Genomic DNA, 25,358 nt, shown 5'->3' with positions numbered 1-25,358 from the left:
TGAGACGCATATTTTTAATAAGCCTTAATATTAATGTGGCTTACGGTAATCTGCTTTTCTATTCATTGAACCTTCTTGGATATAACACATTTATCAAGTTAAATGTTATGTCGGGAAGATACATTGCAATATTTATTTCAAAGAATACAGCAAAAAAATATATATATTCAATTTTCAAACCAGGTAAAAGGAATTCAATAACATGAGTGCATTGGATAAAAAAGTTCAACGGTTTGTCAGCTCAAAGCTCGGGCCGCTGACGGTTGCGATGATTTGCGCATTGCCGGCAGTAGCAAATTCAGCCGGGTTAGTAATGAAAAATGGCACCGTTTATAACACCAATGGGGTACCGGTCGTTGATATTAATACGCCAAATTCCAGTGGGTTGTCTCATAACTTCTGGGATGATTTGAACGTTGATAAAAACGGCCTCATTTTCAATAACGGTACTTCGGCCTCGGATACCGTGCTGGCTGGTCAGATTGAAGGGAACAGTAATCTGGTTGGCGGCCCGGCTAAAGTGATATTGAACGAAGTGGTTTCGAGAAACGCCTCCGTCATCAATGGCATGATGGAAGTTGCGGGCAATAAGGCGGATTTAATTATCGCCAACCCGAATGGTATTACGGTGAATGGCGGTGGCTCTATCAACACCGGCAAATTAACGCTGACCACCGGTAAAGCACAACTGGAGGACGGCGAATTGACGGGATATAACGTCAATGGCGGCACCATTACCGTCGGTAAACTGAGCAATGCCAGCCCGACAGAGATCCTGTCACGCAATGTTGTCATCAATGGAAAAGTCACCGCCGATGAACTGAACATCGTCGCGGGAAATAACTATGTCAATGCGCGCGGTGAGGTTGCGGGTACGGTTGCGGCATCCGGGCTGCGCAACTACTACAGCGTTGACGTTTCTGCGCTGGGCGGGATGTATGCCAACAAGATTAACCTGGTCAGTACCGAAGCCGGTGTCGGCGTGCGTAACCAGGGCACAATTGCTGGCGGCGTAAACGGTATCAAAGTTGATACCAAAGGCATCCTGCTGAACAGTAATGCGAAAATCCAGTCTGCCGGGCTTATTGATATCAAAACCAATGGCCGACTTGATAATACGACCGGCGAAATCTCATCAATTGATACTATTTCTATCTATACAAACAAGGGTGAGATTGTAAACAGCCGCGCAGGTCGCATTGCGACTGGCGGTAATATCAACATTAACAGCGGCGCGCTGACTAACAGCAATGGCAAAATCGCCGCTGCCGGTATGCTGGCTGTCGATACCAATAATTCTACGCTGACTAACACGGGCAAAGGTAAAACCGTGGGTATTGAAGCGGGTATCGTGGCGTTAAAAACCGGCAACCTGAACACTCGCGACGGACAGATTAGCGGTGGCTATGTGGGTATTGAAGCGGCGTCAATCGATAACTCTGGCGGCAACTTGCAGTCCGCTGGCGATATTGACATCTTAAGCGCAGGCAATATCTACAATAACAAAGGGTTGATTCGCGCAGCTAACGGCCATCTCACGCTGGGTTCTGGCGGTACGATCAGCAATGAAACGACCAAAACCGCAGATACCAACAGTTCTGATTCTCTGGGGATCATTTCACAGAAAGAGCTTAACATCGGTGCAAAAAGGATCGTTAACCGTGGCGGCCAGATCGCGTCGAACGGTTCTGTCACTGTTGAGAGCACCGGTGATATCGATAACTACACCGGCAAGATCGTCTCCAGCGTTAGCGTATTGGCCCGTGGCACCTCGTTGAATAATGACCAGGGCGGTCTGAGCGCAGACCATGGCGTCGATGTCGCTGTCAGCGGTACGGTAAGCAACAACATCGGGGTTATCAGCTCGAACAAAAGTGATGTGGAGCTGAATGCTGGCGATATCGATAATGTTGGCGGTTTGATGCTGGGGGAAAATATCACCCTGAATGCTAAAAATAACGTCAATAATGATACCGCACTGATTGTGGCTAGAAAATTACTGAAGGTGAATGTATTAGGTACTATTTCTAATAACAACGGTAACGATTTTGGTGACAAATACGGTGAATATTTCGGCATCCCTCAGCAAATCGGTGGCATGATTGGTAACGAAGGCGTCTCTTTTTCTGCCCGAAATATCAACAGCACCAATAGCCGTATTATTTCTGACTTCGGTGATATGAAACTCGAGGCTGCCAGCACGCTGAACAATACGCATGGTTTGCTGTACAGTGCGGGTAATATGGCGATTGATGTCGGTTATATGTTCTACAATAACTATGCGACAACCGCCAGCGCTGGCGACATGTATATCAGCACCGTTTCTCTGCAAAACTACAGTAACGGTTCCATTATTGATAATGATGCTACCGGGATTATTTCTTCTGAAAAGAATGCCACTCTGAATGTGAATAATAGCTTCACGAACTACGGCTTTATCAATGCAGAAGGCGATCTGAAATTCAACGTGACTAAAGGTATTCTGTATAATTCGAATGCCATTGCTGCGGGTAAAAATCTGAATATTGATGCGCTGAATGGTATTGATAACAACGGTGATATTGCTGGCGGTAATATTGTGTCGCTGAAAACTGAAGGCAGCGCGAACAACCGTGCCAATCGCAATATTGTTGGTCAGCAGGTGATCATTTCTGCTGGTCAAAATATTACGAATCATGGCAATATCGTCAGTGATAATTATATGGATGTCACCGCTAACGGTACCGTCTATAACTATCTCAATATGCTGAGCTATGGTTCGGCTAAAATAACGGCCAATACTGTCACTAACAGCGGCAGAGATGCATTGTTAGGTGCGTATGAAGATTTCTCTCAGGATGTGAAGAAATTGAATAACACCGGCACTGTTCTTGGTATGTAAGGTGTAAAAAAAGGCAGTGGCAAACTGCTGCTGCCTTTACTTCTTTCAGAGTGAATTCATGGAATTGCGATTTATAGCTCTTTGTATGCTCATGATTGTGGGCGCTCGGGTATCAGCAAAGGATAATGTTGATAACCTGATAAAACAGCAAAAGAATGCAGATGCCAGCGTGCTGCATGAACAACAATTTGAGAAAAAAGATGTTTTCTCAAATGCCGAACGGAAAGTCTTTACTCTGCAAGATCTTCCAAAGGAAGAAAACTGTTTTACTGTCAAGGATATTATTCTTGAAAATGATTTTCTAAAAGCTAAAATCACGCAATCTATCAATGAGCATATCGCCGGGCGCTGTATCGGTGTTGCAGGTATTAATGCAGTCGCATCAGCTTTGCAGGATTATTATATTGACGCGGGATATGTAACTACGCGTGTTATCATTCCGACACAGAATATCTCTACCGGTGAACTCAAGTTTACCGTCGAGGCAGGTAAGATTGAAAATATCATTATTGCTGGTGATGATATTCGGACATGGATGTTGCCTTTCAAAAATGAAGATATTCTGAATATCCGTGATATTGAGCAAGGGCTGGAAAATCTGCAATTTGTTCCCGGCGTGAATGTTAAAATCAATATAGAGCCGGGTAGCAAAAATGGTTATAGCAACGTCAGTATTAACACTAACCGCTTTAAAAAGTGGAGCGTAAGAGCAAGTTATAACAACTGGGGTGATGAAGCGACCGGTCAGTATTTAACCTCTGCAGTAGGCTACCTGTTCAATACGGCAAAATTAGGCGATCTCTTTTACCTGGCCGGCACCAGTAGCACCACCGGTAAGTATCAGAACATCAGTGGCTACTATTCATTCCCGGTCGGCTACTGGAATTACACGTTTTTCTATAGTAAGAGTGATTCGCGACAAACGGTTCCGCTCTCTTACTTTTCGCTGGATTATGCCGGTAATAGCGAATACCTGAGCGCGAAAGCGGCAAGAACGATCTATCGCGATAAAAGCAGGAAGATCGCGGCAAGTGCTGAGCTTATCCGCAGAACCTCCGGATACACCCTCGACGGCGAAGAGCTGGTATTACAAAGCCGCGACATGGGGAACGTGAAGTTCGGGCTTAATTATAAGCAGCAGTTTGCTGATGCTTCGCTGGATGCCACCCTCTCGTGGCAGCGTTTCTTAACATGGTTTGGCGGCGAACAAACGCCCGATATGCAGTATGGCGAAGTCAGCCCCATAAGCCAGCTATTTAACTTTCAGGGAAATTATACCCAGTTGTTTGCCAATGGTTACTACAACGGGGTGTTCTATGCGCAATATGCGCCGCGCCAGTTGACCTTGCAGGATCAGATGACCGTGGGCGATCGGTGGAGCGTACGTGGATTTGAAAATAGCTATGGCCTGACAGGCAACAGCGGTTTTTATCTGCAAAATACATTCTCTCGGCCCATCGGTACGACTAATGCCAGACTCTATTTCGGCATGGATTTCGGGCAGGTGAAAGACGATGGCTTCTATGGCGATGAAACTATTTTGGGTGGCGCCATGGGTATTGAAGGGAATATAAAGAGCCTGGGATATGATTTCTCCATCACTGCGCCGCTGAAATATCCTGGCGATCTGGTGGTGAATAAGGCTAACTTTAATTTCAACTTCTCGTATCAGTTATAATTTTGAGTGTGCAGTACGATGCGTATTGGTACGGATATTGTAGAAGTTGCGCGCATAAGTCGGGCGATTGCCAACGGGAAAATGGATTTTATTGAGCGCGTTTATACTGAAAAGGAAATCATAAAAATTGATCCTTCTGATATAAATTATGAACGCGCATCCGGTTTCTGGGCAGCGAAAGAAGCGGTGGTAAAAGCGGTAGGCTGTGGTTTTCGCGATGGTATTCGCTTTCATGATATCGAAATTATTCATGACGAGTATGGCTGTCCGCAATTTGTTTTTACCGGAAGACTGAAAGAGATTCTTGCAGAGAAAGGGATGGAAAATGTATCCCTGAGTATTTCGCATTGCCGGACTCACGCCGTGGCGACGGTCATTATTTATTAACTCAAATTCTCATCATGAATATATATATGTATAAGTACAACGATCTTAATGAAAATACCGTGCTGGTGACGGGCGCGAGTGGCGATATTGGGCTGGGTATTTGCGCGAAGTATTTAGAGCAAAACTGTGTTGTTTATGCACTTTATAAATCAAATGCCACACAGCTCAACGCGCTGAAAGCGTCGCACCCGGCGGGTGACAAACTGCACATTATGCAGTGCGATTTGGCCGATCCGCAGAGCGTAGCGGCGCTCTGCTCCCATCTCGCTGAAGTGGCCGGGAAGATTGATGTTCTGGTCAACAATGCGGGCATTGTCAAAGACAGCCTGTTTGCCTCAATGAGCTTTGAGGATTTCAGCCAGGTGATGGACACCAATATGCTCAGCGTCTTCCGGCTAATCAAAGCTGCGTTGACATTACTGCGTTCAGCGCAGAGCCCGACAATTATCAATGTTGCCTCTGTTGCCGCCATTATCCCGAGCGTCGGCCAGTCCAACTACAGCGCCTCCAAAGGTGCCATGCTGGGCTTTACCCGTACGCTGGCGGCCGAACTGGCTACTTATGGCATCCGCGTCAACGCGGTCGCTCCGGGGATGATTGAATCGCGTATGGTGAAAAAAGTCTCGCGCACCGTTGTGCGCAACGTGGTTGGCTCCATCCCGTTAAAACGGCTCGGTACGTGTGAAGAAGTGGCGAACGCCATTGTTTTCTTAAGTTCCTCAGCTTCCAGTTATATCGTCGGCCAAACTATCGTTATCGATGGTGGTCTGGTAATGCGGTGATTTATGTCTAAATACAGAATTCCTACAAAGATCTTTCTTGAGATGGGCGGCTGGCGACAGCCCCTGATAATGGTCGACAAAATTGATGACTATAAATACGGTGAAAATGGCTACGTGAAAGTCGTCAAACATGTCACCTATAATGATCCGTGGTTATCCGGGCATTTTCCTGACGATCCGATTATGCCCGGCGTCATTATTTCAGAAATTTTTGGTCAGGCCAGCGAGTATTTTTCTTTCCTGACGGATATTTGCGACATTTATCGTGAAAAATATCATGTCGAACTCTCTTCGTTGCGTGATATCCATGCGCGGATAAATGAACCTGAAATGCTGGATATTATTCGTACACGGCGTGCGCAGGTACGTGGGGTGCTTGCTGCGCAAAATCTGAAATTTAAAGAAATAGCCTTCCCGGGTGATTCTATTGAGGTCGTAAGTAAATTATCATTTTCCGACGCTAATGGTTTTAAACACTATTCCGTTACGGCCCATGCAGGGAAACGGCTAATCAGTCACGGTACAATTATTAATTTTCGTGAATCTAAGTAATTAACATGGAGAGTTAGTTATGTTTACAATTAAAGACGATATTGAAAAGCGCAAAGATGTATTGCTGACCATCAAAACTGAAATTATTCAACGATTGAATATTCAAAGGGATGAATCTCAAATCGATGATGATACAGCGCTGTTTGGCAATGGTTTGAAGCTGGATTCTGTGGACGCCACAGAGATTGTTGTTCTGCTGGATAAAGTCTTCGACATTAAAGTCACGGAAAGCGACGATCCTTCCTATATGAGAAGCATCAATAGTCTGGCGACATTTATCATTCAGAAGAAAAATTCGTAATCTGCATTTAAAAGGGAATTTAACAGGATACTTATATGACATCTCTTAATGATATTCATTTGAAAAATAATGCCATGATGGGCATTTATAACGATTACTCTATCCCCTTTGCCTATAACGAACCGATGGTCGAATATAAGGCGATGCGCGAAAATGCGCTGCTGGTCGACTATTCTCACATGGCGATTGTCAGCGTAATGGGCGATGACGCATGGGCGCTGGTTAACCATCTGGTTTCCGCCGACGTTTCGATTATTCGTGATGAGCAGGGTATTTACTCTCTGGTGCTGAATGACGATGGCACGATCCGTGGCGATGTTTATGTACTCTGCTCCGCAGACGGTTATTACCTGCTTTCAGAAGATATTCCGGCAGGTGAACTGATTGAACGCCTGAATAAAAGTCTGCAAAAAGCGGATGAACTCGATATCCAGCAGATCCCGGAAATTCGCGCCATGCGTGAAGATAACTGGGGCGCTATCCTGCTGGAGGGGCCATACGCCTGGGAAGTCATGGCTGAAATTCATGGCTTCGATATTATCGGTCTGCCGTATTATGAATATATGAGTACCGATGATGAGCTGATGATTTTCCGCTGTGGCAAGCACGGCGAATTTGCTTACATGGCGATCGGTCAACAGTCTGCGCTGGCGGAAGAGTGGCAGAAACTGGTCGATATTGGCGAAAAATATCAGTTGCAGACCGGCGGCCTTGATTACCAGGTCATCGCGCGAGTAGAGAATCCTTGCTGGGATGGCCGCGCGCTGGCGCACAGCACGCTGAATCCCGTTGAGCTGCAAATGCAATGGGCCGTGCAATACGACAAAGAAGATTTTGTCGGTAAAGAGGCTGTCGAAGCGCTGTCTCACGACACTCATCATTCTAAAATGATTGGTATGATCGCCGAAGAAGCGTGTGCGGGTATTTACGCCGGCGATCGTGTCATCGCGGATGGCAATGAAGTGGGTAAAGTTGTCAAAGCCCTCTTTTCACCCGCCTTACAGCGATATATTGCTCTGGCGCTTATCGATAATGAATATGCATGGTCCGATATTAACGGCTTCCATATTCAAACCGCGAATGAAAAAGTCGCTGCGCAAACGAAAGGTATGCCGTTTATTTATAACCTGAGCATGTTGGTTAGCCCAACTGAGCACAGTTATATTGATGCCAGCAAAAGAAAAAGCGCAGTTTGATTATTGAAAATAACCAGCCGGGAAATAGCACGCGCATCGCGGATATTTCCCGTGCCTGGTTATTTCATGCCTATTCGTCGTTAACTCCAGGTAATATTTATGCAGACAAGCAGGAAAAGGGTTGTCATCACCGGCATCGGAATTTTGTCGTCGCTGGCAGAAAATGTCGCGGATTTCAGAGAGGCGTTGCTGAATAAGAAGTGCGGCGTTGCTGACAGTGAGCGCTTTTCAACATGGTTTGAAAACGCCAGAGCGGCGGAAGTGCTACATGATATCGATTACTCCGGCCTGCCAGAAGGGCTCGTGGACTCACTCGATAACGCTGCGCTGTGGGCTTATAAAGTGGGTAAAGACGCGCTCGATCAGGCGGGGCTGGCGGATAAGGCCGCAAGCCTGCGCGATACCGGCTTAATTGTGGGCGTCTCATCTGCAGGAACTGAAGCGTTTTTACCGCTCTTTGAGCAACGCCTGCAAGATTTTTCCCTGCGCAAGGCGCTCTTTTCCGGCGGCTTCTCTTCCTGCTGCTCCAGCGTCTCCACGCTGCTCGGCCTGAAAGGGGGCGTTGAACTGGTCGCCACCGCCTGTACGGCCAGCCCCAACGCGGTGGGCATGGCATATGATTTTATTCAGAACGGCAAGAGCAAAACCATGCTGGCCGTGGGGACCGAGCCTATCTACCTGCCGACGTTCGCCGGTTTTTATGCGCTGAACGTTATGCATTCGGACTCCTGTACCCCTTTCTCTGGGCAGTCGGGAATGTCGATTGGCGAAGGCGCTGGCGCTGTTGTGCTTGAAGAGTATGAGCATGCGGTTGCGCGCGGGGCGACGATTTACGGCGAGATCCTCTCTTATGCCACCTCCTGCGATGCTTTCCACGAAACCGGGCCGGATCCGCGCGCCAGCGGTGCCGTGCAGGTGATGCACAAAGCGCTGGAGAATGCCGGGCTGAAGCCTGAGCAGATCGATTACGTCAACGCGCATGGCACCGGCACCGAAGCCAACGACCGCATCGAAACGCTGGCAATGAAAAAGGTTTTTGCCAACCACGAAAACCTGCTGATCAGCTCAACCAAATCCTACTTCGGACACAACATCGGCGCGGCGGGCATCGTGGAATTAATCGCCTGCCTGGTGACGCTGCCGGGTCAACAGGTACTGCCGACGCTGAATTTCACGAAAGCGCGTCCGGGATGCGATTTGGACTATGTACCGAATGATTTTCTCGATCGGAAAATCAATATCTTCATGAAGAACAACTATGCGTTCGGCGGTAACAACTGCTGCATGATCGTCAGCATGGAGCCAGCTTCCGTTCCTGTCAGCACCTACGACGCAAAACGCGTGGCGATTTCCGGCATTGGCGCGGTATCGGCTATCGGCCATACACTCAATGAGATCCTCGAAAGCGTCTGGCAAGGCAAGCAAGACATTGAACTGTGCGGAGTAACTTTCCCGGACGATACGCTGGAAGAAGCAAAAGAACTGCTCAAGGTGCTGGATGAGACCGGGCAGTGTGCGGATCTGTTCGGTGACGCATTCTCTTTCAGCAACGCCACGTTGCCGGAGAGCGAAAAGAATTTCAAAACCTTCCAGGTCACCGGCCTTGAGCCACGCAAGCACTTACGTCGTTTTGATCCGCGTAAAGCAACACGTGGCGGTACGTTTGCCCTGATCGCGCTCTGCGAAGCGCTGGAGCAGGGAAAACGTAAAATTAAACGCGATGGCGATGCGCTGGGCCTGATTATGGGGATGTCCCGTGGCCCGCAGGAAACAACCTATAAATATTTGCAGAGCCTGAAACCCGATCCGCGCAAGGTGCGAACCTCGGAGTTTCCGGGTTCATTGATGAACGCGATTCCCACCTTCTGCGGCATTTCAGAAGGGATCAAAGGCTATACCACGACGCTGGCAACCGGTGAAAACGCGGCGCTCGGCGCCTTAACCTACGGCTATGAGATTGTGCGCCAGAACTTGCAACCGCAGGTGATCGTTGGCGGTGCGGATGAATATTTCCCCTCAATGTCGCTCTATATGGATGCGGTCACGCAGAAGATCCAGATGACCGCGTCGGCAAGCGATTATCAGGTCTATGGCAAAGACGCCAAAGGATACGTGCCCGGTGAAGGCGCCTGTATGCTGCTGCTGGAAGATCCGCAGACAGCCGCGGCGCGCGGTGCAGAAGTGCTGGCGGAAGTGGTGGGTTACGGGAAGTCATGCAGCAACAGTTATTTCGATGTTGCCGAGCTGGCGGAAAAATCCTCCTCCATGGCGCTGGCAGTGAGCCGTGCGCTTGCCGACGCTGGCATTAGCGCGCAAGAGATCGATCTGGTGTGCGGCACCAGCAATGGCAGCGACGAGCATTCGCGGATTGAAATTGACGCTATCTGCGAGGTGTTTGGCGAGAAACAACCGAACGTCCCGGTCGTTAACTACAACGCCTGCTTTGGTTTTGTCGCGTCAGCGGCGGGTTTGCTCAACCTTGCAGTAATCATCGATTGCATGAAAAAACAGTCCGTTCCGGCGATTCCTAATACCGTGGCGTTCTTCGATGAACGTGTGAACTTTGTCCGTCAGCCGATGAAACTGGCAATCAAGCATGTCTTGTTGGTAGGGGCAACGGAAGGTGGGAACTATTACGCACTGGTAATTAAGGGATAATACAGTGGAAAATGCTGCCATCATTGCAGGTTACAGCGCACATTTACCCTTTGCCGGGAATAGTGTTCAGCTTATTGAGCATCTTCGACAGGGAAAGCGGGTCGAAAAGAAACCCTGGTTTCGCTCTGACGACGAGGCAAAAACGTGTGGATTTAATGGCAATAAATATGTCGCCAGGCTGGAGCACATTAATGATGGTGCATTAGAGATTGTGTATCAGTTGGTTGAGGAGGCGCTTGCGCAGGCCAAACTGGAAACACATTGTCTTGCGGGAAATAACGTACGGGTTTATTTGACCGGGCTGGGCAGGCGTGTCGATGGCATCGATTATCACTCTTTTTACGATCGCAATGACATTGAAGATATTAAGCTCACCCGCTCATTAACCCGCCTGCACGTATCGAATATGTCGCAGGATACGATAGCGTGCAGCATTGCGCAGAAATACCAGTTGCAGTATTTGCCGCCAAATATGAACTGCACCAGCAATTCATCACTGACGGCCGTTCATCTGGGATGCCAGGCGATCGAGCAGGGCGGTATCGACCTGGTTGTGGTGATTAATTGTTCGAAAATTAAAACCCAGGATATCTGGTTCCTTGATTCTCAGTCGATGCTGGACAGTGAAGTGGTCCAGCCGTTTGGTGAAAACAGCAAATGCGTACTTTTCTCCGAAGGGTTCAGCGTTATTGTTCTGGAGAGCCTGCGCCACCGTCGCGGCAGAGATGTCACGGGCGGCGTGCGTCTGCAATCCTCCTACGCGCAAATTAGCGCGGGCAGAGGTAATGACGCGTCCTGGCTGAGTCTGAACGTCCTGAAAATCATGCGTGCGGTAACCGAGAAAGCCGGCGTTAATGTGCAGGATTTATGCGCCATTATTCCGCATGGCAATGGTTCTTCCGTCAGCGATAAAGCCGAAGCCAAAGCAATTGAAATATTTGCTGATTCGCACGCGATTCCTGTGCTGGCATATAAGGGACAGATCGGTTACTGCGCAACTGGCTCCGGCATTATCGATTTGATTATTGCCCATCACTCATTAATCCGGCACGAATTAATTGCTCCGGTAAGTAATGATGCCATTTTGGATGTAATGGCACCGTTTATGTTGATTGATCGCGGCGTATGTGAGCATGAAAAAAATCATTTGCTGAAAATTGGCGTCGGCGTGGATGGCTCGGTAATTGGGATCGTGATGTCTGCACTTAATCCCGCGTGATGAATAACCATGGAAGGTTTGATGTACTTATCATCGTTTGCTCTTATTGAGCCGGAAGACAAGTTTTATTTCTATCAACCCAGTTGGCTGAATGCCTGGGAAGCGCATTTATATAATCTGGGGCTTAAGTCTACCCGGAAGAAGGGGTGGGGACTTAAACGTTTTGGTACCGATGGCTCGCTCTATGCTGGTGAGATGATCCGTAACCCGCAGTATATAAAATACCTTGATGCGATGGAGCAGACTGCAGATGCTGCGCTACAGGCTTTATCTACGAAAGAACGGATGAAATTATTCAAGTCGCGAACGGCATTTATCTATGCGGATTCGTGGGGAGAAGCCGGGCTACTGGAGAGTATTTCCAGCGCATTGCATATTTCGATGCTCGACACGTTACCGAAAAATCTGGTGAAGAAATTTTCTATTACCGAACCCACCTGCAAAATGCGCGGGGAGAAATATGCATTCACTCAGGCGATGAGCATGGCGCAGGATTATCTGAGCTGGGATGTTTTTGATTATGTGGTGATTTGCTGCGCCTATCGCGCCATCCCGATCATGGTATTTTCTGAGGAAGATATTGCCGTTGCGCGGGGGGCGAAAAGCGCTCAGCAAGCTGATGGGGTTAACCTGACGGTTGAACGCGTGGGATGTTTTATCTTCAGCCGTCACGAAAGCGCATGGAAAGTGAATAGTGGTCACTATATGGCGGCCGGACATGGCGATATTTCGCAGCTCAACGCTGAGGATGTCGAAATTATGGCGTTCGCAGGCTTACGGGAAAAATCATTTCCGGCAGACATGCAGCACAAGGTTATTCGCCTCGCTGATATTTATGGTCACAGTGGTTGTCTGACTCCCGCATTGAGCTTTGAATATTTGCGCCAACATCCTGTTGCTGCCAGAAAAATGCGTACTGTCGTTCCGGATAATTTATCTGGTTATCACTTTTTTGATATTGAATATTCTGCAGGGTAACGGCATCGCGATGAGTAACAAAATCAGAGAACTACCGGCAATATTACTCAGCCATATTTCGAAGAGCTATGGTTCCGGCGAGGGAAAAATCGACGCGCTGAGGGATATTAATCTGGAAATCGCGAAAGGTGAATTTCTGGCATTATGCGGCCCTTCGGGCAGCGGTAAAAGTACATTGCTAAATATCATGTCTGGTATCGATCAGCCGACATCCGGAACGGTGATGTTTTTGAATAAATTACTCCATGTATTACCCGAAGAAGAGTTATCAATGGTTCGCGGTAAGCATCTGGGATTTATTTTTCAATTTTTTAATCTCATTCCGGTTCTGAATGTTTTCGATAACGTTTTTTATCCGCTGATCCTGAATGGTCATTTCGGTAAAAAAGAGGCGCACGAAAGAGCGCGCGACTTACTGTATCGTGTGGGCCTGGACGGTTTTGCCAACCGTAAACCCGGCCAGCTTTCCGGCGGGCAGCAGCAGCGGGTGGCGATTGCCAGAGCCCTGGCGCATGACCCGGCAGTGGTTATCGCCGACGAACCGACCGGTAACCTGGATATGGCGACCGGCGAGGCCATTCTGGAACTTCTGCTGCACATCAATCAGCAGACGAAAACCACATTCATCATCTCCACGCATTCCGCGCAGTTAAAGGAGCGCGCGCGTCGGGTGGTAGAAATTAAGGATGGAGGATTGGTGTATGACTCAAGGGCGTAAATGGCGGGGCGTTATCTGCGCAGGCCTGCTCAGCATTACCTGCGCCGGTGTGGCCAACGCTTCCAGCATACCGGCGGTTGAAAGCGTCATGCAGAGCGGTTTCCCGGCACAGTCCGATCAACTGGCCATCGTAACCAGCGCATTGTTCAAAGAGTATGGCGAAACAAAAAATGTCGTCTCATTAATCTTTTATGCCTGGGGTGTGCTGCGCCAGGCGGAAAACGCCTCAGCGGCGAACGACTATATTAATGCGTCCGAATATGCCAAAACCGGTTTTTTCTACCTGGATGAAGCCATTGACAGCCATGAAGACGATTTACGGGTGCGCTATATGCGTGCGCGCGTCGATGCCTGGCTGGCTCCGGAAATGGGACGCTGTGCGGTCACGATCAAGGATACCGAATGGATGCTGAAAGATAAGACATTCTTTAACCCGGCACAAATTGCACGAATCCACCATATGCGTTATCTCGCGCTCTATAACTGCAAAAAATACCCGCAAGCCACACAGCTTCTGGCGCAAATAAAACGCCAGGACGCTGCCGCGGCAAAGGAACTGGCATTACATAACAACGTTGCGCCTGCGTGGGATGCGAATGAGGTGGCTCAGGTGCTGCTGCCGCTGGTGAAGGGTGAGTAAATGAGCATGATCTTTATTAACGCCATTGTGCTGCTGATTTTGCTTTTTCTGTTGTGGTGTACGGTAATGCACGCGCGGGACGTGAAGTTTGCATTTCTGAATCTCTTCCGACATAAGCGCCGCTCATTTTCGACCCTGTCGGCGATTATTCTGGGGGGCATCGCCATTTTCCTGTATGGCGGATTTATTGATTACTCATTCTGGATCTTAAAAGAGCAAACGGTGCGCACGAATATTGGTCATGTGCAAATCTACAACCAGAATTATTTCGCCACCTCCAATAAAAATAAGAGTCTGATTGAGGATTACCCGTCTTTAAAGCAGGCGATATTAAGCGAGCCGGAACTGGCGGCAGATATTTCTACGCTTGCCGGACAGCTGGAATTTACCGGGGTTATTTCTCATTACGAAAATGAAACTTCGAGCTATTTTTCCGCCCTGGGTGTCGAACCGCTACCGGCATTAAAACTGGGATCCTTTGACAAACTTATTTCCGGCAGTGATTTATCGCGTATAAAAACCGATCACATCACCTTGGGTCGCGGGTTGGCACAAACGCTCGGCGCGAATTACGATGACTGGCTGGATGCTATTACGGTTAACTCGCGAGGCGGGCAGGGCGCATTGTCGTTGAAAATCCGTGGCATTTTTGCATCCGGCATCAAAGATTACGACGACACGGCGTTGAAAATGCCGCTGGAAACCGCGCAGCGCATGATGGAAACCGACGGCGTAAGTAAGGTGTTAATTTTATTGAAAGAGGATAATACCGCTGCTTTCAGTGCCAAGCTGAGGAAATTTATCGAGAAAAACCATCTGCCGCTAATTGTGAAAGAGTGGAAAGATGCGTCGTTATTTTATCAGCAGGTTGAGAGCTTATTATCCGGCATCTATTTCTTTATTAAGCTGATCGTTGCATTGATCGTCATCTTTATGATCGGTAACTCAATGACCATGAATATCGTCGAGCGGACCAGGGAGATCACGACGCTGCGCGCCATTGGTTTAAAACCTCTTCACGTTACCCGGTTGTTTTTACTGGAAGGGATTTTTGTCGGCATCATTGGTGCTGTTGGAAGCCTCGGCATTGGTTTTGCTATCGCTTCAGTGATTAATCTTTACGGTATCGCAATGCCGCCGTCCCCCGGGCAAACTGTGGGCTACACCGCTTTTATTAAAACCAGCAGTTATGATTTGCTGTTTATTACACTGGTGCTGCCACTGTTAACTGCGACTGCCGCTTCTGTTTTACCGGCGTTGCGCGCTTCTCGTCTTAATATATCGGATGCTTTTAAATTTTCTTAGGGAAACTCGTAATATGAAAATTACGTTATTTGGCAAAGGAATTGCCTGTCTTGGGCTTCTTTCAGCCTGTGCCTTCGCGGCGCCTGGCAATAATAACGCTATCGATATTATTCGGCGTGCGGATGAGATCCGTTCGCCCAATAAACCATTTCGCTATACGCTTGTGGTGAGCGAATATAAAAATGGCGAAGAGAAACCAGAAACCAGGCAGGTGCTGGATATCTCCATGCGTTTTATGAAGCCTGAAGGGGAGATGAAAGCGGATGCCCGATCTTTAGTTCGCTTTATTTATCCACCGCGTGATAAAGGCAAAGTGATGCTTTCCGACTGGTATGACTTATGGTTCTATTCTCCAGGTCTACGGCGACCAGTGCCGATTTCTCGCCAGCAAAGATTGATAGGGCAAATATCTAATAGTGACGTGATTGTGACTAACTTTGAATATGCCTATCAGGCGACGCTGCAGGGTATGGAAAAGTGTGGCAATAATCAATGCTATAAACTGGAGCTGACGCGAACCTATGCCGAAGCAACCTGGCCAAAGATTATTTATTACGTTGAAGCTGGCGACGAAAATCGGCCTTATAAAGCTGATTATTACTCTCTTGATAACAAATTACTGAAGGAAGTTCGGTACCTGAATTATCAACCGGTATTAGGGAAGATGAGACCAATGCGAATTATTGTGCAGGATGTACGCCATGAGAAAAGTTTCTCTGTCATGGATTACAGTAATGTTCGCCTGGAGTCGTTACCTGAATCTCACTTTACACGCGAACATCTTCAGCGGGAGGCAAAATGAAATATTCCCTCCCGTTGATTACGCTGGTTTTTTCTGCCATGCCAACAGCCCTATGGGCTGATTGTTTATCCGGCGAAGAAGTCGCGCAGAACACGGATGTTGTGCTCTATGCGCAGACATCGTATGTGAATAAACAACCGTCGATCTGGCAGATCGGTGGCAATAATCCATTCAGCAAAAGCAATATTTATAATAATTTCGGCATCAACCTTAAAGGCGATTGTGCAATCATCGACAATCGGCTGGATCTGAATTTCTCACTGTATGGGCTTACTTACCGCCCGTTTCATGCCAACAGTGATTTTGAAGAAGATCGAAGCCATTCACGCGCTTTGATCGACAGGCTCAGCGTTATTTATAACGTCTCGGACAGCGTTCAGCTTGAGGCCGGCAAGTTCAGCCAAAAATCCGGGCTTTTTTTCCTGCGATCGCCTGCTGACTTACGCAATAGCTACTACGGCGGGTTTAAAAGCACGCGTCTTAACGATCCGCTGATGGAGCCAGTGTTCCAGGAATCGCCGTGGCAGGTGAAGCTATCTGAGGATACACAGGATTATTCGCTCTCGTTCTCAGTCGTTCCGAAATTAGCCGATGCCGGTAAGCGCCATCTCGCTTCTGGCGACTGGTCAGCCAATGTGCGAGGCAATAGCCGTGAAGACTATTTGCTGAATTACACCGATCATCGTTTTGAAAAACACCTTCCTACGGTGAGTTTACTGCTTGGCGAAACGCGCTCTGTTGCTATATCAGATAGCTATAACTTGACGCCGCAACTGGTGATTAACGCGGAAGCGGCTTATCACACCGAGCAGCAGTGGCGTCATTTCTCCCCTGAAAATGCAGCAATGGTCGAAGAGTTTGAGTTCCCTTCCTCCCTTTATAGCGCTGAGGAGAAAGAGGGGGTTGAAGTGGCCGTGGGAGGGCAATATGCGACGGATAACTTTAACTTGTTTGGCCTGGAATATTATTATCAGAGCGAAGGATATTCCCGTGCAGAATGGCGTAAACAGACTGATTTTATTCAGTCATTAAATAGCAGCACCGGTTTTTTCTTCATTGATGATATCCTTGACTCTTATAAATATTTGATGGCCTCAGAGATAAATAATGCTGCGAATAAGAAGATGCTTCAGGGTAAGCATTATCTTAATGCCTGGTCAAGTATTCAAATGGATAACCAGTCAACGCTACAACCTTATATGGTGTTTAACCTTGTCGACCATAGTTCAGTATTGGGCGTTAACTACAGTACACCGCTAAGCTTTATTGATGATCGGCTCGAAGGCTATACCGGCGTATTTATGTCGACGGGTAGTTCTGATTCAGAATTCGCGTTATATGGCGATATGTTCGGTGTTTATTTAGGCCTTAAATACTATATGTAAAGGTAGCAATATAATGACAAATACTCTATCACAACCGGTTGTATTGTTATTTTCTGGTCAGGGTAATCCTGTTATTGGTATGGGCAGCGATCTGTGGGATACCAATGAGACCACTAAAGCCATCTGGGATTGCGCCAGCGATATCGCTGGTGTGGATCTGCGTCGGCTCTGTTTGAAAGGGCCGATGAATCGGCTGATTCAGACCACCGTGCAACAAATTGCCGTGACGGCGATTAACGTCACGTTATATAGCCTCTGGCGCGAACGTTTCGCCGATGTAGCTGTTGTCGGATCTTGTGGGCATAGCGTGGGGGAATACAGCGCGTTATATGCTTCAGGGGCGTTCACGCTGGAAACCGTGTTCGAACTTATACGGTTCAGGGCCAACCTGATGCACCAGCAAAGCGAGAAAAATAAGGGAACAATGCTGGCGCTAAAAGGCGTGGATTACGACACGCTGCGTAACATCATCAGCCGTTCAGGTATTGAGCTGGACATCAGTTGCGATAATACGCCTCGCCAGCAAGTCGTTGGCGGGCAGGCATCGGCGCTGAATGATTTCGCCAGAGTGCTACTCGCTGAAGGCTACGAGGCGATTAAACTGGGGGTGAGTGGCGCATGGCACACGCGTTTAATGGCTGAAGGCGTTCAGCCAATGCGGGATTATCTGGCCGGGGTCGCGATCCTCCCGCCACAGCATGATGTGCTGATGAATGTGACGGCAAAACCCGAAGCGGATCCCGCCATAATCAAAGAAAACTTATCCTTGCATCTGACTCATACGGTGAAATGGAGAGATTCTCTGTCGCACTTTTTACAGCACACGCCGCCCGTTCAGTTTGTGGAAATAAGCAATAAACCGTATCTGGGGCAAATGCTGCAGGATTTTACCGGGTTTGATGCCGGGCAGGTTATCCATTGCCGAAAAGCAATTGCAATGTAGCGGTGTAATGATGATTCCAGATTATTTAACCTTCATCCGCTTCCAGGATAAACGAAATATCTTATTTTTCTATATCGTAACCCTGGTGCTACTTGGCTTTTACTGGCGCAATGCGGATTTCACTCTTTCATTGCATGATGCCGGCTTCATCGGCGGCATCTGCGCGCTGGTGTTTTATAACGTTATCTTTGATCTGAAAGCGTACTGGGCATACAAGTGCGTAATCAAGAATATTGATTTCTCGTACTTCAAAGGTAGAGTGTGCGGCCCGAAAGAGAAGTTGTTCTCGAGCCCGGTTATCGCCGGATCGTTGTCTTTTTTTATTTTTGTGCTATTTTCTGCGGCGCTTATTATGTTGATTGCGCCGGCCGGAGCAGCCATTGCTTTGGTCGTTAGCATTCCACCTGTCATTTATGCCCTGTTCTTTGTTGCACGCCATAGTTATTTAAAGCAGATGCCGACATCCGTTGTTGAAAAGGTGCATTACAAAAATCTGTCACAATATTTACTGCTTTCCGTAGTAGCCAGTGCGGTGTTGAGCCTGTTGACCATCATTCCCTTACGCGATAAGGCACAATTTGATTTGTATGGTAGTTATTTCACACTGAAGTCAATTATTACCATGTGTATTCTTTGCGCAGTCGTTTTGTCGGTTAACCTGCTCTTTTTATGCTTTACAAAACGCTATGTTTTTCTTGGTCGCCTGTTTCTCAACGAGATTAATTTGTTTTTCTCTCCCGCTCTGCCATTGCGCGCTTTGCACGCAAAACCGCTCTGGCAAAGGTTGATATTATTATCGCTTGTGGAATTTTTCTGGGTGACATTTTTAAGCCTGATGATGATGCTGTCCGACATAAAAATCTGGTTTGAGGTCTGGTTTTTATTGTGCTACGCGCCTTGCCTTATCTACTACTATTATCATGCCTACTGGCGATGGCATAACGACTTTATGATGTCATGCGATATGTACCTCCGCTGGGATGAGATTAAAAAGAAATCGGGGTTGTGGTAATTTGTTTTAGCTGTTAATTCCGTCTGTGTATCGCAATGCACAGACGGAATCATTAAGCGCGAGTAGAACTGACTTTATCTACCTATCCATTTCAAAAAAGGGACGAGATTCTGGAAGCTTTTTAATCCGTATATCTCTTTTAATCTATTTATATAGTAGTAGACTTGTTTTTCATTCAGGTTGTACATTTTTGCTACTCTATTAACGTTGCCAATTTGCATGTATTTTTTGAATATCATGAGATAGAGATGGATTTTTTTACGGGGTTTTAAAATGTCGTAATAGTAGAGATAGAGATTTGCCGTCGATTTTCTTTCATTAATTTTCTTCTTAACATCTTCGATGAACTCCACAACTCCCAGACGCGCATTGGTTGTGTAGCTGTTATCCCGTTCCGAAAGGATGATCACCAGCGCGTCAGGGAATTTGATGATACAACTGAGGAGTTCATCGATGATGCCAAATATATCATCGAAATAGATCTCTTCAATGAAGATGAGTGTCTGGTTGTCACCTTCAATATCCATACCCGAAAAAAAGGATTCGATTGCTATTTTTTTGAAAGGGTCGAGGATCTTACATATCACGTTCATAACTGTCATCCATAGTCGAAATAATCTAATCCGTTAAAGTTTTTATAGGCTACAGGAGCTTTGAATAATTCCCCCTGGAACAATGACACGTTTTTATTTAAAAAGTACTGTAAATGATAAACTGAGTCTATGCCGCTAACGATGATAGCTGTGTTCTGTTTGCTTAAACCACTCATTAAATCATCAGCGAAACCATGCATGATGACTTTATCCGTCAACGGGAAAAACATACTTTTATCGATTTTTATATAATCAAAGTCGAAGCCAAAAAGCATTTCAATATTGGAGTGTCCGGCACCAAAATCGCCGAGGGCAAAGAAGGTGTTTTTTTGTATAGTCAACAATGCGGAGAGTAATTTTAATTTATGAATTAAGTCGAACGGAATGCGGGAGTTGACTTCAATGACCAGTTTGGCGTTCAGTTTGTCGAGCTTTTTGGCGGTTTGAATACAATCTTCTGCGAACTCCATAATATTTTCGCTGAATAAATGTAACGGGCTAATTTTTATAAAAAAACGCAAATCACGGCATTTGTCGATATCACTATGGTTGGCCAGATAATCCTGGATTTGCAGCAGTAATTCTTTTGTAATACTGATGATTTCACCACTTTTTTCTGCTGCGGTCAGAAAGTCATGAGGTGAAATAAAATCCGTGCAATTGGAGCCTTTGCTTTGCAGCCACGCCGTTGCATCAATGCCGTATACACGATTCACTCGGGTATCAATGATTGGTTGAAAAAATGTCGTGACATTCCATTTCTCGAAAATGTCATCGAACATGTCATGGTAATCTCTTTCATCATTGAATTGTTTCATAGCTGGTCCATTACGCGCCAACAAACACCAAAAAGCAAATACCTAAAAGGAAACTTGTGTAACCGAATGAGTTTTAAATATTGCAATTTGTATTAGATGGGCATTTTTTGATTTACATCCATTTATTGTATTATGTTTGATTTTGCGAAGCATGCAATCTATGTATGTTATTATCAGATTTTTCAAAAAATGAAGTTAAAAAATATTAAGCATCTGAATAAAGACCCTTAATATATTTTAATTGTGAATTTAAAGTTAAATCATATGTGATTTAATTCTATGTGACTATTAATTTATGTTTTAGATCATGTTTCGTTGTGAAGTATTAGGGTAGGGCAGATAAAAACCGACAGGTTGTTTATTCTTAGTCCTTACATCCCGATATGGGCGGGCTCTTCTGATAATTCTTATCAAGAGGATAGACGCTGCGGATTGCTGCTAGTGGGTCACCGTCATTTGCTCTACACAGAAGCGTTATACAGTAGCGCAACCTGAGAAGAGGAAATCACGATGAAACATGCCAAATTAGCGGAAACCTGGATCGATCCTGGCGTTCGTATGCGCGAATGCAAAATGGGTCAGCAATGTGAAGTGCTGGCCAATAGTCTGATGGAATACAGTACGTTAGGCGATTTTTCCTATATTGGTGAATATTGCACCGTTGCTGATGCTGAGATAGGGAAATTTGTCGCGATTGCCAATAATGTACGTATTGGCGCGCCCAATCATCCGATGGGGCGGCCATCCCAGCACCGAATCACCTATTGTCCGGAGTACTATTCCTCCAGCGCGGCACGCGATCACGACTTTTTTACTCAGCGGCGTGGCGACCGCGTCATCATCGGTAATGATGTCTGGATCGGGCATGCTGCTATTGTGCTGCCCGGCGTGACAGTCGGAGATGGCGCTGTCATTGCGGCTGGCGCCGTGGTCAGTAAGGATGTGGCACCTTACACGATTGTTGGCGGCGTTCCGGCAAAGGTTATTCGTTCGCGCTTCTCACCGCATATTGGCCAGCAGTTACAGCAGATCGCCTGGTGGGAGTGGCCGCTGGAGACCATTATCGAACGGCTGGCCGATTTTCAGGATGAGAATATAGAAGCGTTTTGCGAAAAGTGGGGACATCAGTAAGCCGCGCTCAGCGCGATTTCGCGCAGAGCGCCACCAGCATGCCCAGCAGCGCAGCAGCACCCAGCCCACGAAATACCGCTGACCAGCTTGCCAGATCCGGCTGCATCGCCAGTAAAACGGAGATCATTGCCAGCATCAGTGCTCCGGCAATGTACTGGCTGGTGACCATCAGCGCGCTGGCGCGACCCTGTTGCTGCACTGGTACGGCGCTGAGCCCGACGGCGAACATTGCCGGATAGATCAAGCCGTGGCCGATACCGCTGAGCACGAGGCCAGACATGAACGCGGCAGAAAACGGGGCGCTAAGCGATATCGACAGCAGCCATAAGCCAACTGCTGCGCAGGCAAACCCCACCAGCAGCGCCTTTTGGCTACTAAAGCGCGCAGAGAGTCGGGTGTAAAGCGCATTTCCCGCTACAATCAGCACTGCCAGCGGGGTAAATAACCATCCGGTGGTGACGGCATCAAGCTGTAGCGTTTGCTGCCACAGCAGCGTCATCGCGTAAAACTGGCTGCCGACGCTGGCCATATAGCAGGCGCTGCTGAGCCAGCCTGTCTGCAAACCCGGCACATTACGCAGCGTGCGTGACAACAGCGGCCGCGGCGCAAAACGTTCATGGAGAACCAACAGCAGTAACATGGCTGCCGCCAGCCGATTCGCAAAGAAATCCGGCGCGCCCTGTTCGGCATAACGCATCATTGCCCACACCAGCGTACCGGCCGTCGCACAGCCGATCAGCGCACCAAACCCTGTGTGTTGCACGTCACCTCGTGGCTCTGTTTGCGAAAAGTTGCGCTGCACCAGCCATAGCGCCAGCAGGCCTGGCGGCAGGTTGATGAAAAAAATGGCGCGCCAGCTCAGGGCCGTCAGCACGCCGCCCAGCACCACGCCCGCCACCAGGCCCAGCGCGCCAATTGCGCTCCAGATCGCCAGCGCCCGGCGATGCGATTCCCCCTGAAAACGCTGCGCCATCAGCGCCAGCACTGCCGGTTGCAGCAGCGCGGCGGCGATCCCTTGTCCACAGCGGGCCATCAGTAACAACGTTCCGTTGTCGGCCATCCCGCCCAGCATTGATGAAAAAAGAAACAGCGTCATGCCGATGCTGAAGATCCGGCGCGCACCGAAACGATCGCACAGGCTTCCGCCAGGCAACAGTAGCGCGGCAAAGGTCAAACCGTAGATCGACACCACCCACTGCATTTCGCTCAGTGATAAGTGCAACGCTTGTGCCAGCGTGGGCAGCGCGACATAAATAATGGCGTAATCAAGCGCAATTAATGCCTGCGCGATGCCGGGAGCCAGCAGCGCCTGATAGCGCGGCGATGAGTGCATAGCCAGCGTGTTAATTTGCGTCATGGAGCCTTCCTGTTAATCTGCTTAAGGTGAATAATCCTCATGAATCATTCCCGATGAGAAACAGGCTACCTTCTGTTTTATGACGTAAGCAAAGTCATAGTTTTCAGCTTAAGATGAGTTAAATTCAGCTATGCGAACACGCCGATTGCCACCGCTTTCTGCCATCCGTGCTTTTGATGCGGTGGCCCGTCACACCAGTTTTAAAGCTGCCGCGGAAGAGATTGGCGTGACGCCGACCGCCATCAGCCATCAGATCCGCGTGCTTGAGGCGTCCCTTAACCTGCGTCTGTTTACCCGCTCGGCGCGCGCCGTGGCGCTCACCCACGCCGGAGAAATTCTGTTTCGCGCCTCGGGGAATATTTTTGCCACGCTGCGTGAAGCGGTGGAGGCCATCGACAGTGCCAGGCAACCGGGCGCGCTAACGCTGAGTACCACTTCCAACTTTCTGACTAACTGGCTGGTACCGCGCCTGCCGTCGCTGCATCAACAGCACCCATCGCTGGAGCTGCGTCTACATAGCAGTACCGATCTGGTGGATGTTCGTGGTGATATGGCGGATTGCGCGATCCGCTACAGCATGCAGGCTGATGAAGCGCTGGAGAATACGCTGCTCTACCGCGATCGTTTTGTGCTGGTCGCCAGCCCGCAACTGGAGTTGCGGGTGACGGAAGATCTTTCCCGTTTTACGCTGTTTCATATTGAAAACCGCCGTGTTCCGCAGCCGGAGCCAGACTGGCCACACTGGAAAGCGGCCTTTGGCCCGGCCGATTTACCGGTACATGCTGGTATTCATTTTGATGATGAGACGCACGCCATTCAGGCGGCGATTGCCGGGCAGGGCGTACTACTCGCCAGCGAGTTATTGATCCAAAATGCGCTGGCGCAAGGATTACTGCGCGTTGCCCTGCCGGGAACATTACCCGGCGGGAATTACTATTTCGTGACCAGCCAGCAAAAAGCGCAGCGTGAAGAGGTAAGAATAATGAAAGCGTGGTTGCAGCAGGCATTTGCGAATCTGAACGTGCAAAATAACGAGTGACGATAATGGAAAAACTGACTTTTCTTTTTGCCTTATTTATCTGCGGGGCGGCTCATGCGGATATTTATAAACAGATCACTACCGAACACAAGGCTCGAACGCTGGTGACCGGCCCGGATACTTTCCCACATCGCCTGCGCTACTGGTTCATTATGGAGGATGGCACTCCGTCCGTTTACCAGGTGGTAGAGAAAAAGCATCAGAATGAATGGGTGGATCTGCTACATCCAGGCGACAATCCGGCGCTGATTATTAAAGGAGATACGCTCAGGTTTGAGCGTCGCTTTGCTGGCAAAGTCGTGAGTATTGAGCAATATGAGAAGAAGAATTAGCGAGCTATTATGCGCTGGCGCAAAGGATAAAAGCCGGGTTTCCCCGGCCTTTATATAAGAAATTAACTAAAGCGGCGCGCGACATCGGCCACGCGCTGGCCAAATTTCACCGCGGTATCCAGGTCGCCGGAGGCGATTTTATCGGCGCCGGCATCGGACGGCGATTGCACCAGCAGGCCAACAGAACCGCCGAGATTGTTGATGTCTTCGCGGGTTGCAGCAAGCGTGTTCGCCGGCAGCAGGCCCAGGCTCACCCAAATGCCGCCATGCTGTGATGCCAGCGTTTGCAGGTATTGCAGCGAAACCTGTTTGTCACCGTTCAGGCTGGCGCTGTTGCTGAAACCGGCAAATATTTTGTCCTGCCAGGCGCGGGTAAACCAGGCTTTAGAGCTGGCATCGGCGAATTTCTTAAACTGCCATGGCACGCCGCCCATATACGTTGGAGCACCAAAAATAATGGCTTTGGCATCGTTCAGTAATTGCCAGTCGCTTTCCTGAATATCACCGTTATTATCCACAGCGATCAGCGTTGCATTTGCACCTTCGGCGACTTTCTCGGCTACCACTTTCGTGTGCCCGTAACCCGAATAATAGATCACCACAATAGACATATTTTTCCCCTATCGAAGAGAGATAACGTATAAATGAGTT

24 protein-coding genes are annotated in these 25,358 nt (G+C 48.2%); 20 read left to right on the top strand and 4 right to left on the bottom strand.

Translation table 11 applies throughout. The features are described from left to right. Positions 1-202 precede the first annotated feature (202 nt). The 17 genes from AWR26_RS22375 (at position 203) to AWR26_RS22295 (ending at position 19,437) form a co-directional block, all read left to right on the top strand. Positions 203-2,881, top strand: a complete 2,679-nt coding sequence (locus tag AWR26_RS22375; RefSeq protein ID WP_064568585.1) for a two-partner secretion domain-containing protein — start codon at positions 203-205, stop codon at positions 2,879-2,881. A 58-nt stretch (positions 2,882-2,939) separates the two neighbouring features. Continuing rightward, on the top strand, positions 2,940-4,559 hold the full coding sequence (locus AWR26_RS22370) for a ShlB/FhaC/HecB family hemolysin secretion/activation protein (RefSeq protein WP_064568584.1): 1,620 nt from the start codon (positions 2,940-2,942) through the stop codon (positions 4,557-4,559). A gap of 18 nt (positions 4,560-4,577) precedes the next feature. Continuing rightward, a complete protein-coding gene (gene acpS, locus AWR26_RS22365; protein ID WP_064568583.1) occupies positions 4,578-4,946 on the top strand; it encodes a holo-ACP synthase in 369 nt (122 codons plus the stop codon). Between the two features lie 20 nt (positions 4,947-4,966). Then, entirely contained in the window at positions 4,967-5,728 is a 762-nt protein-coding gene (locus tag AWR26_RS22360; RefSeq protein WP_139227957.1) for an SDR family NAD(P)-dependent oxidoreductase, read from the top strand. A 3-nt stretch (positions 5,729-5,731) separates the two neighbouring features. Beyond that, positions 5,732-6,280, top strand: a complete 549-nt coding sequence (locus AWR26_RS22355) for a hotdog family protein (RefSeq protein ID WP_043955227.1) — start codon at positions 5,732-5,734, stop codon at positions 6,278-6,280. 19 nt (positions 6,281-6,299) lie between these two features. Beyond that, positions 6,300-6,581, top strand: coding sequence for an acyl carrier protein (locus AWR26_RS22350; protein WP_043955226.1), 282 nt, complete (start codon positions 6,300-6,302; stop codon positions 6,579-6,581). Between the two features lie 35 nt (positions 6,582-6,616). Next, positions 6,617-7,777 carry an aminomethyltransferase family protein gene (locus AWR26_RS22345; protein ID WP_064568581.1) on the top strand — a complete coding sequence of 387 codons (1,161 nt, stop codon included), beginning with the start codon at positions 6,617-6,619 and terminating at the stop codon, positions 7,775-7,777. Between the two features lie 99 nt (positions 7,778-7,876). Next, positions 7,877-10,435 (top strand): beta-ketoacyl-[acyl-carrier-protein] synthase family protein, encoded by a 2,559-nt coding sequence (locus tag AWR26_RS22340; RefSeq protein WP_064568580.1) that lies wholly within the window; start codon positions 7,877-7,879, stop codon positions 10,433-10,435. Between the two features lie 4 nt (positions 10,436-10,439). After that, complete coding sequence (locus tag AWR26_RS22335; protein WP_064568579.1) at positions 10,440-11,654, top strand: beta-ketoacyl synthase N-terminal-like domain-containing protein; 1,215 nt, start codon at positions 10,440-10,442, stop codon at positions 11,652-11,654. 9 nt (positions 11,655-11,663) lie between these two features. Then, positions 11,664-12,632: an ATP-binding protein gene (locus tag AWR26_RS22330; RefSeq protein WP_082934125.1), complete on the top strand. Its 969-nt coding sequence runs from the start codon at positions 11,664-11,666 to the stop codon at positions 12,630-12,632. A 10-nt stretch (positions 12,633-12,642) separates the two neighbouring features. Continuing rightward, on the top strand, positions 12,643-13,350 hold the full coding sequence (locus AWR26_RS22325; RefSeq protein ID WP_064569087.1) for an ABC transporter ATP-binding protein: 708 nt from the start codon (positions 12,643-12,645) through the stop codon (positions 13,348-13,350). Beyond that, a complete protein-coding gene (locus tag AWR26_RS22320; protein WP_064568577.1) occupies positions 13,334-13,990 on the top strand; it encodes a hypothetical protein in 657 nt (218 codons plus the stop codon). Before AWR26_RS22325 ends, AWR26_RS22320 begins: the two co-directional genes overlap by 17 nt. Then, on the top strand, positions 13,991-15,295 hold the full coding sequence (locus AWR26_RS22315) for an ABC transporter permease (RefSeq protein ID WP_064568576.1): 1,305 nt from the start codon (positions 13,991-13,993) through the stop codon (positions 15,293-15,295). Positions 15,296-15,308: 13 nt separating this feature from the next. After that, the gene (locus tag AWR26_RS22310; RefSeq protein ID WP_064568575.1) at positions 15,309-16,097 is read left to right on the top strand and encodes an outer membrane lipoprotein-sorting protein; all 789 of its coding nucleotides are present in this window, start codon (positions 15,309-15,311) and stop codon (positions 16,095-16,097) included. Further along, entirely contained in the window at positions 16,094-17,482 is a 1,389-nt protein-coding gene (locus AWR26_RS22305) for a hypothetical protein (protein WP_064568574.1), read from the top strand. The genes AWR26_RS22310 and AWR26_RS22305 overlap by 4 nt, the downstream gene beginning before the upstream one ends. Before the next feature lie 13 nt (positions 17,483-17,495). Further along, on the top strand, positions 17,496-18,425 hold the full coding sequence (locus AWR26_RS22300; RefSeq protein WP_064568573.1) for an ACP S-malonyltransferase: 930 nt from the start codon (positions 17,496-17,498) through the stop codon (positions 18,423-18,425). Between the two features lie 10 nt (positions 18,426-18,435). Next, the gene (locus AWR26_RS22295; RefSeq protein ID WP_064569086.1) at positions 18,436-19,437 is read left to right on the top strand and encodes a hypothetical protein; all 1,002 of its coding nucleotides are present in this window, start codon (positions 18,436-18,438) and stop codon (positions 19,435-19,437) included. Between the two features lie 74 nt (positions 19,438-19,511). Here the strand turns inward: AWR26_RS22295 and AWR26_RS22290 are convergent, their stop codons facing one another. Further along, the gene (locus AWR26_RS22290; protein WP_043955215.1) at positions 19,512-20,030 is read right to left on the bottom strand and encodes a hypothetical protein; all 519 of its coding nucleotides are present in this window, start codon (positions 20,028-20,030) and stop codon (positions 19,512-19,514) included. Between the two features lie 5 nt (positions 20,031-20,035). After that, a complete protein-coding gene (locus AWR26_RS22285) occupies positions 20,036-20,848 on the bottom strand; it encodes an EAL domain-containing protein (protein ID WP_064568572.1) in 813 nt (270 codons plus the stop codon). Positions 20,849-21,358: 510 nt separating this feature from the next. On the opposite strand from AWR26_RS22285, the gene AWR26_RS22280 reads away from it, so the two are divergent. Continuing rightward, positions 21,359-21,979 (top strand): DapH/DapD/GlmU-related protein, encoded by a 621-nt coding sequence (locus AWR26_RS22280; protein ID WP_064568571.1) that lies wholly within the window; start codon positions 21,359-21,361, stop codon positions 21,977-21,979. Between the two features lie 7 nt (positions 21,980-21,986). On the opposite strand, the gene AWR26_RS22275 is transcribed toward AWR26_RS22280, so the two are convergent. After that, positions 21,987-23,336, bottom strand: a complete 1,350-nt coding sequence (locus AWR26_RS22275; protein WP_064568570.1) for an MFS transporter — start codon at positions 23,334-23,336, stop codon at positions 21,987-21,989. Between the two features lie 130 nt (positions 23,337-23,466). Here AWR26_RS22275 and AWR26_RS22270 point away from each other — a divergent pair, with 130 nt between their 5' ends. Continuing rightward, complete coding sequence (locus tag AWR26_RS22270) at positions 23,467-24,375, top strand: LysR substrate-binding domain-containing protein (RefSeq protein ID WP_064568569.1); 909 nt, start codon at positions 23,467-23,469, stop codon at positions 24,373-24,375. A gap of 5 nt (positions 24,376-24,380) precedes the next feature. Further along, positions 24,381-24,707, top strand: a complete 327-nt coding sequence (locus AWR26_RS22265) for a hypothetical protein (RefSeq protein WP_064568568.1) — start codon at positions 24,381-24,383, stop codon at positions 24,705-24,707. A 62-nt stretch (positions 24,708-24,769) separates the two neighbouring features. Here the strand turns inward: AWR26_RS22265 and AWR26_RS22260 are convergent, their stop codons facing one another. Continuing rightward, positions 24,770-25,318 carry a flavodoxin family protein gene (locus AWR26_RS22260; protein ID WP_064568567.1) on the bottom strand — a complete coding sequence of 183 codons (549 nt, stop codon included), beginning with the start codon at positions 25,316-25,318 and terminating at the stop codon, positions 24,770-24,772. Between the last annotated feature and the right edge of the window lie 40 nt (positions 25,319-25,358).

Source organism: Kosakonia oryzae (genome assembly GCF_001658025.2).
In the GTDB taxonomy this organism is placed as follows: domain Bacteria; phylum Pseudomonadota; class Gammaproteobacteria; order Enterobacterales; family Enterobacteriaceae; genus Kosakonia; species Kosakonia oryzae.
This window is presented reverse-complemented; position numbering and strand designations above follow the sequence as displayed.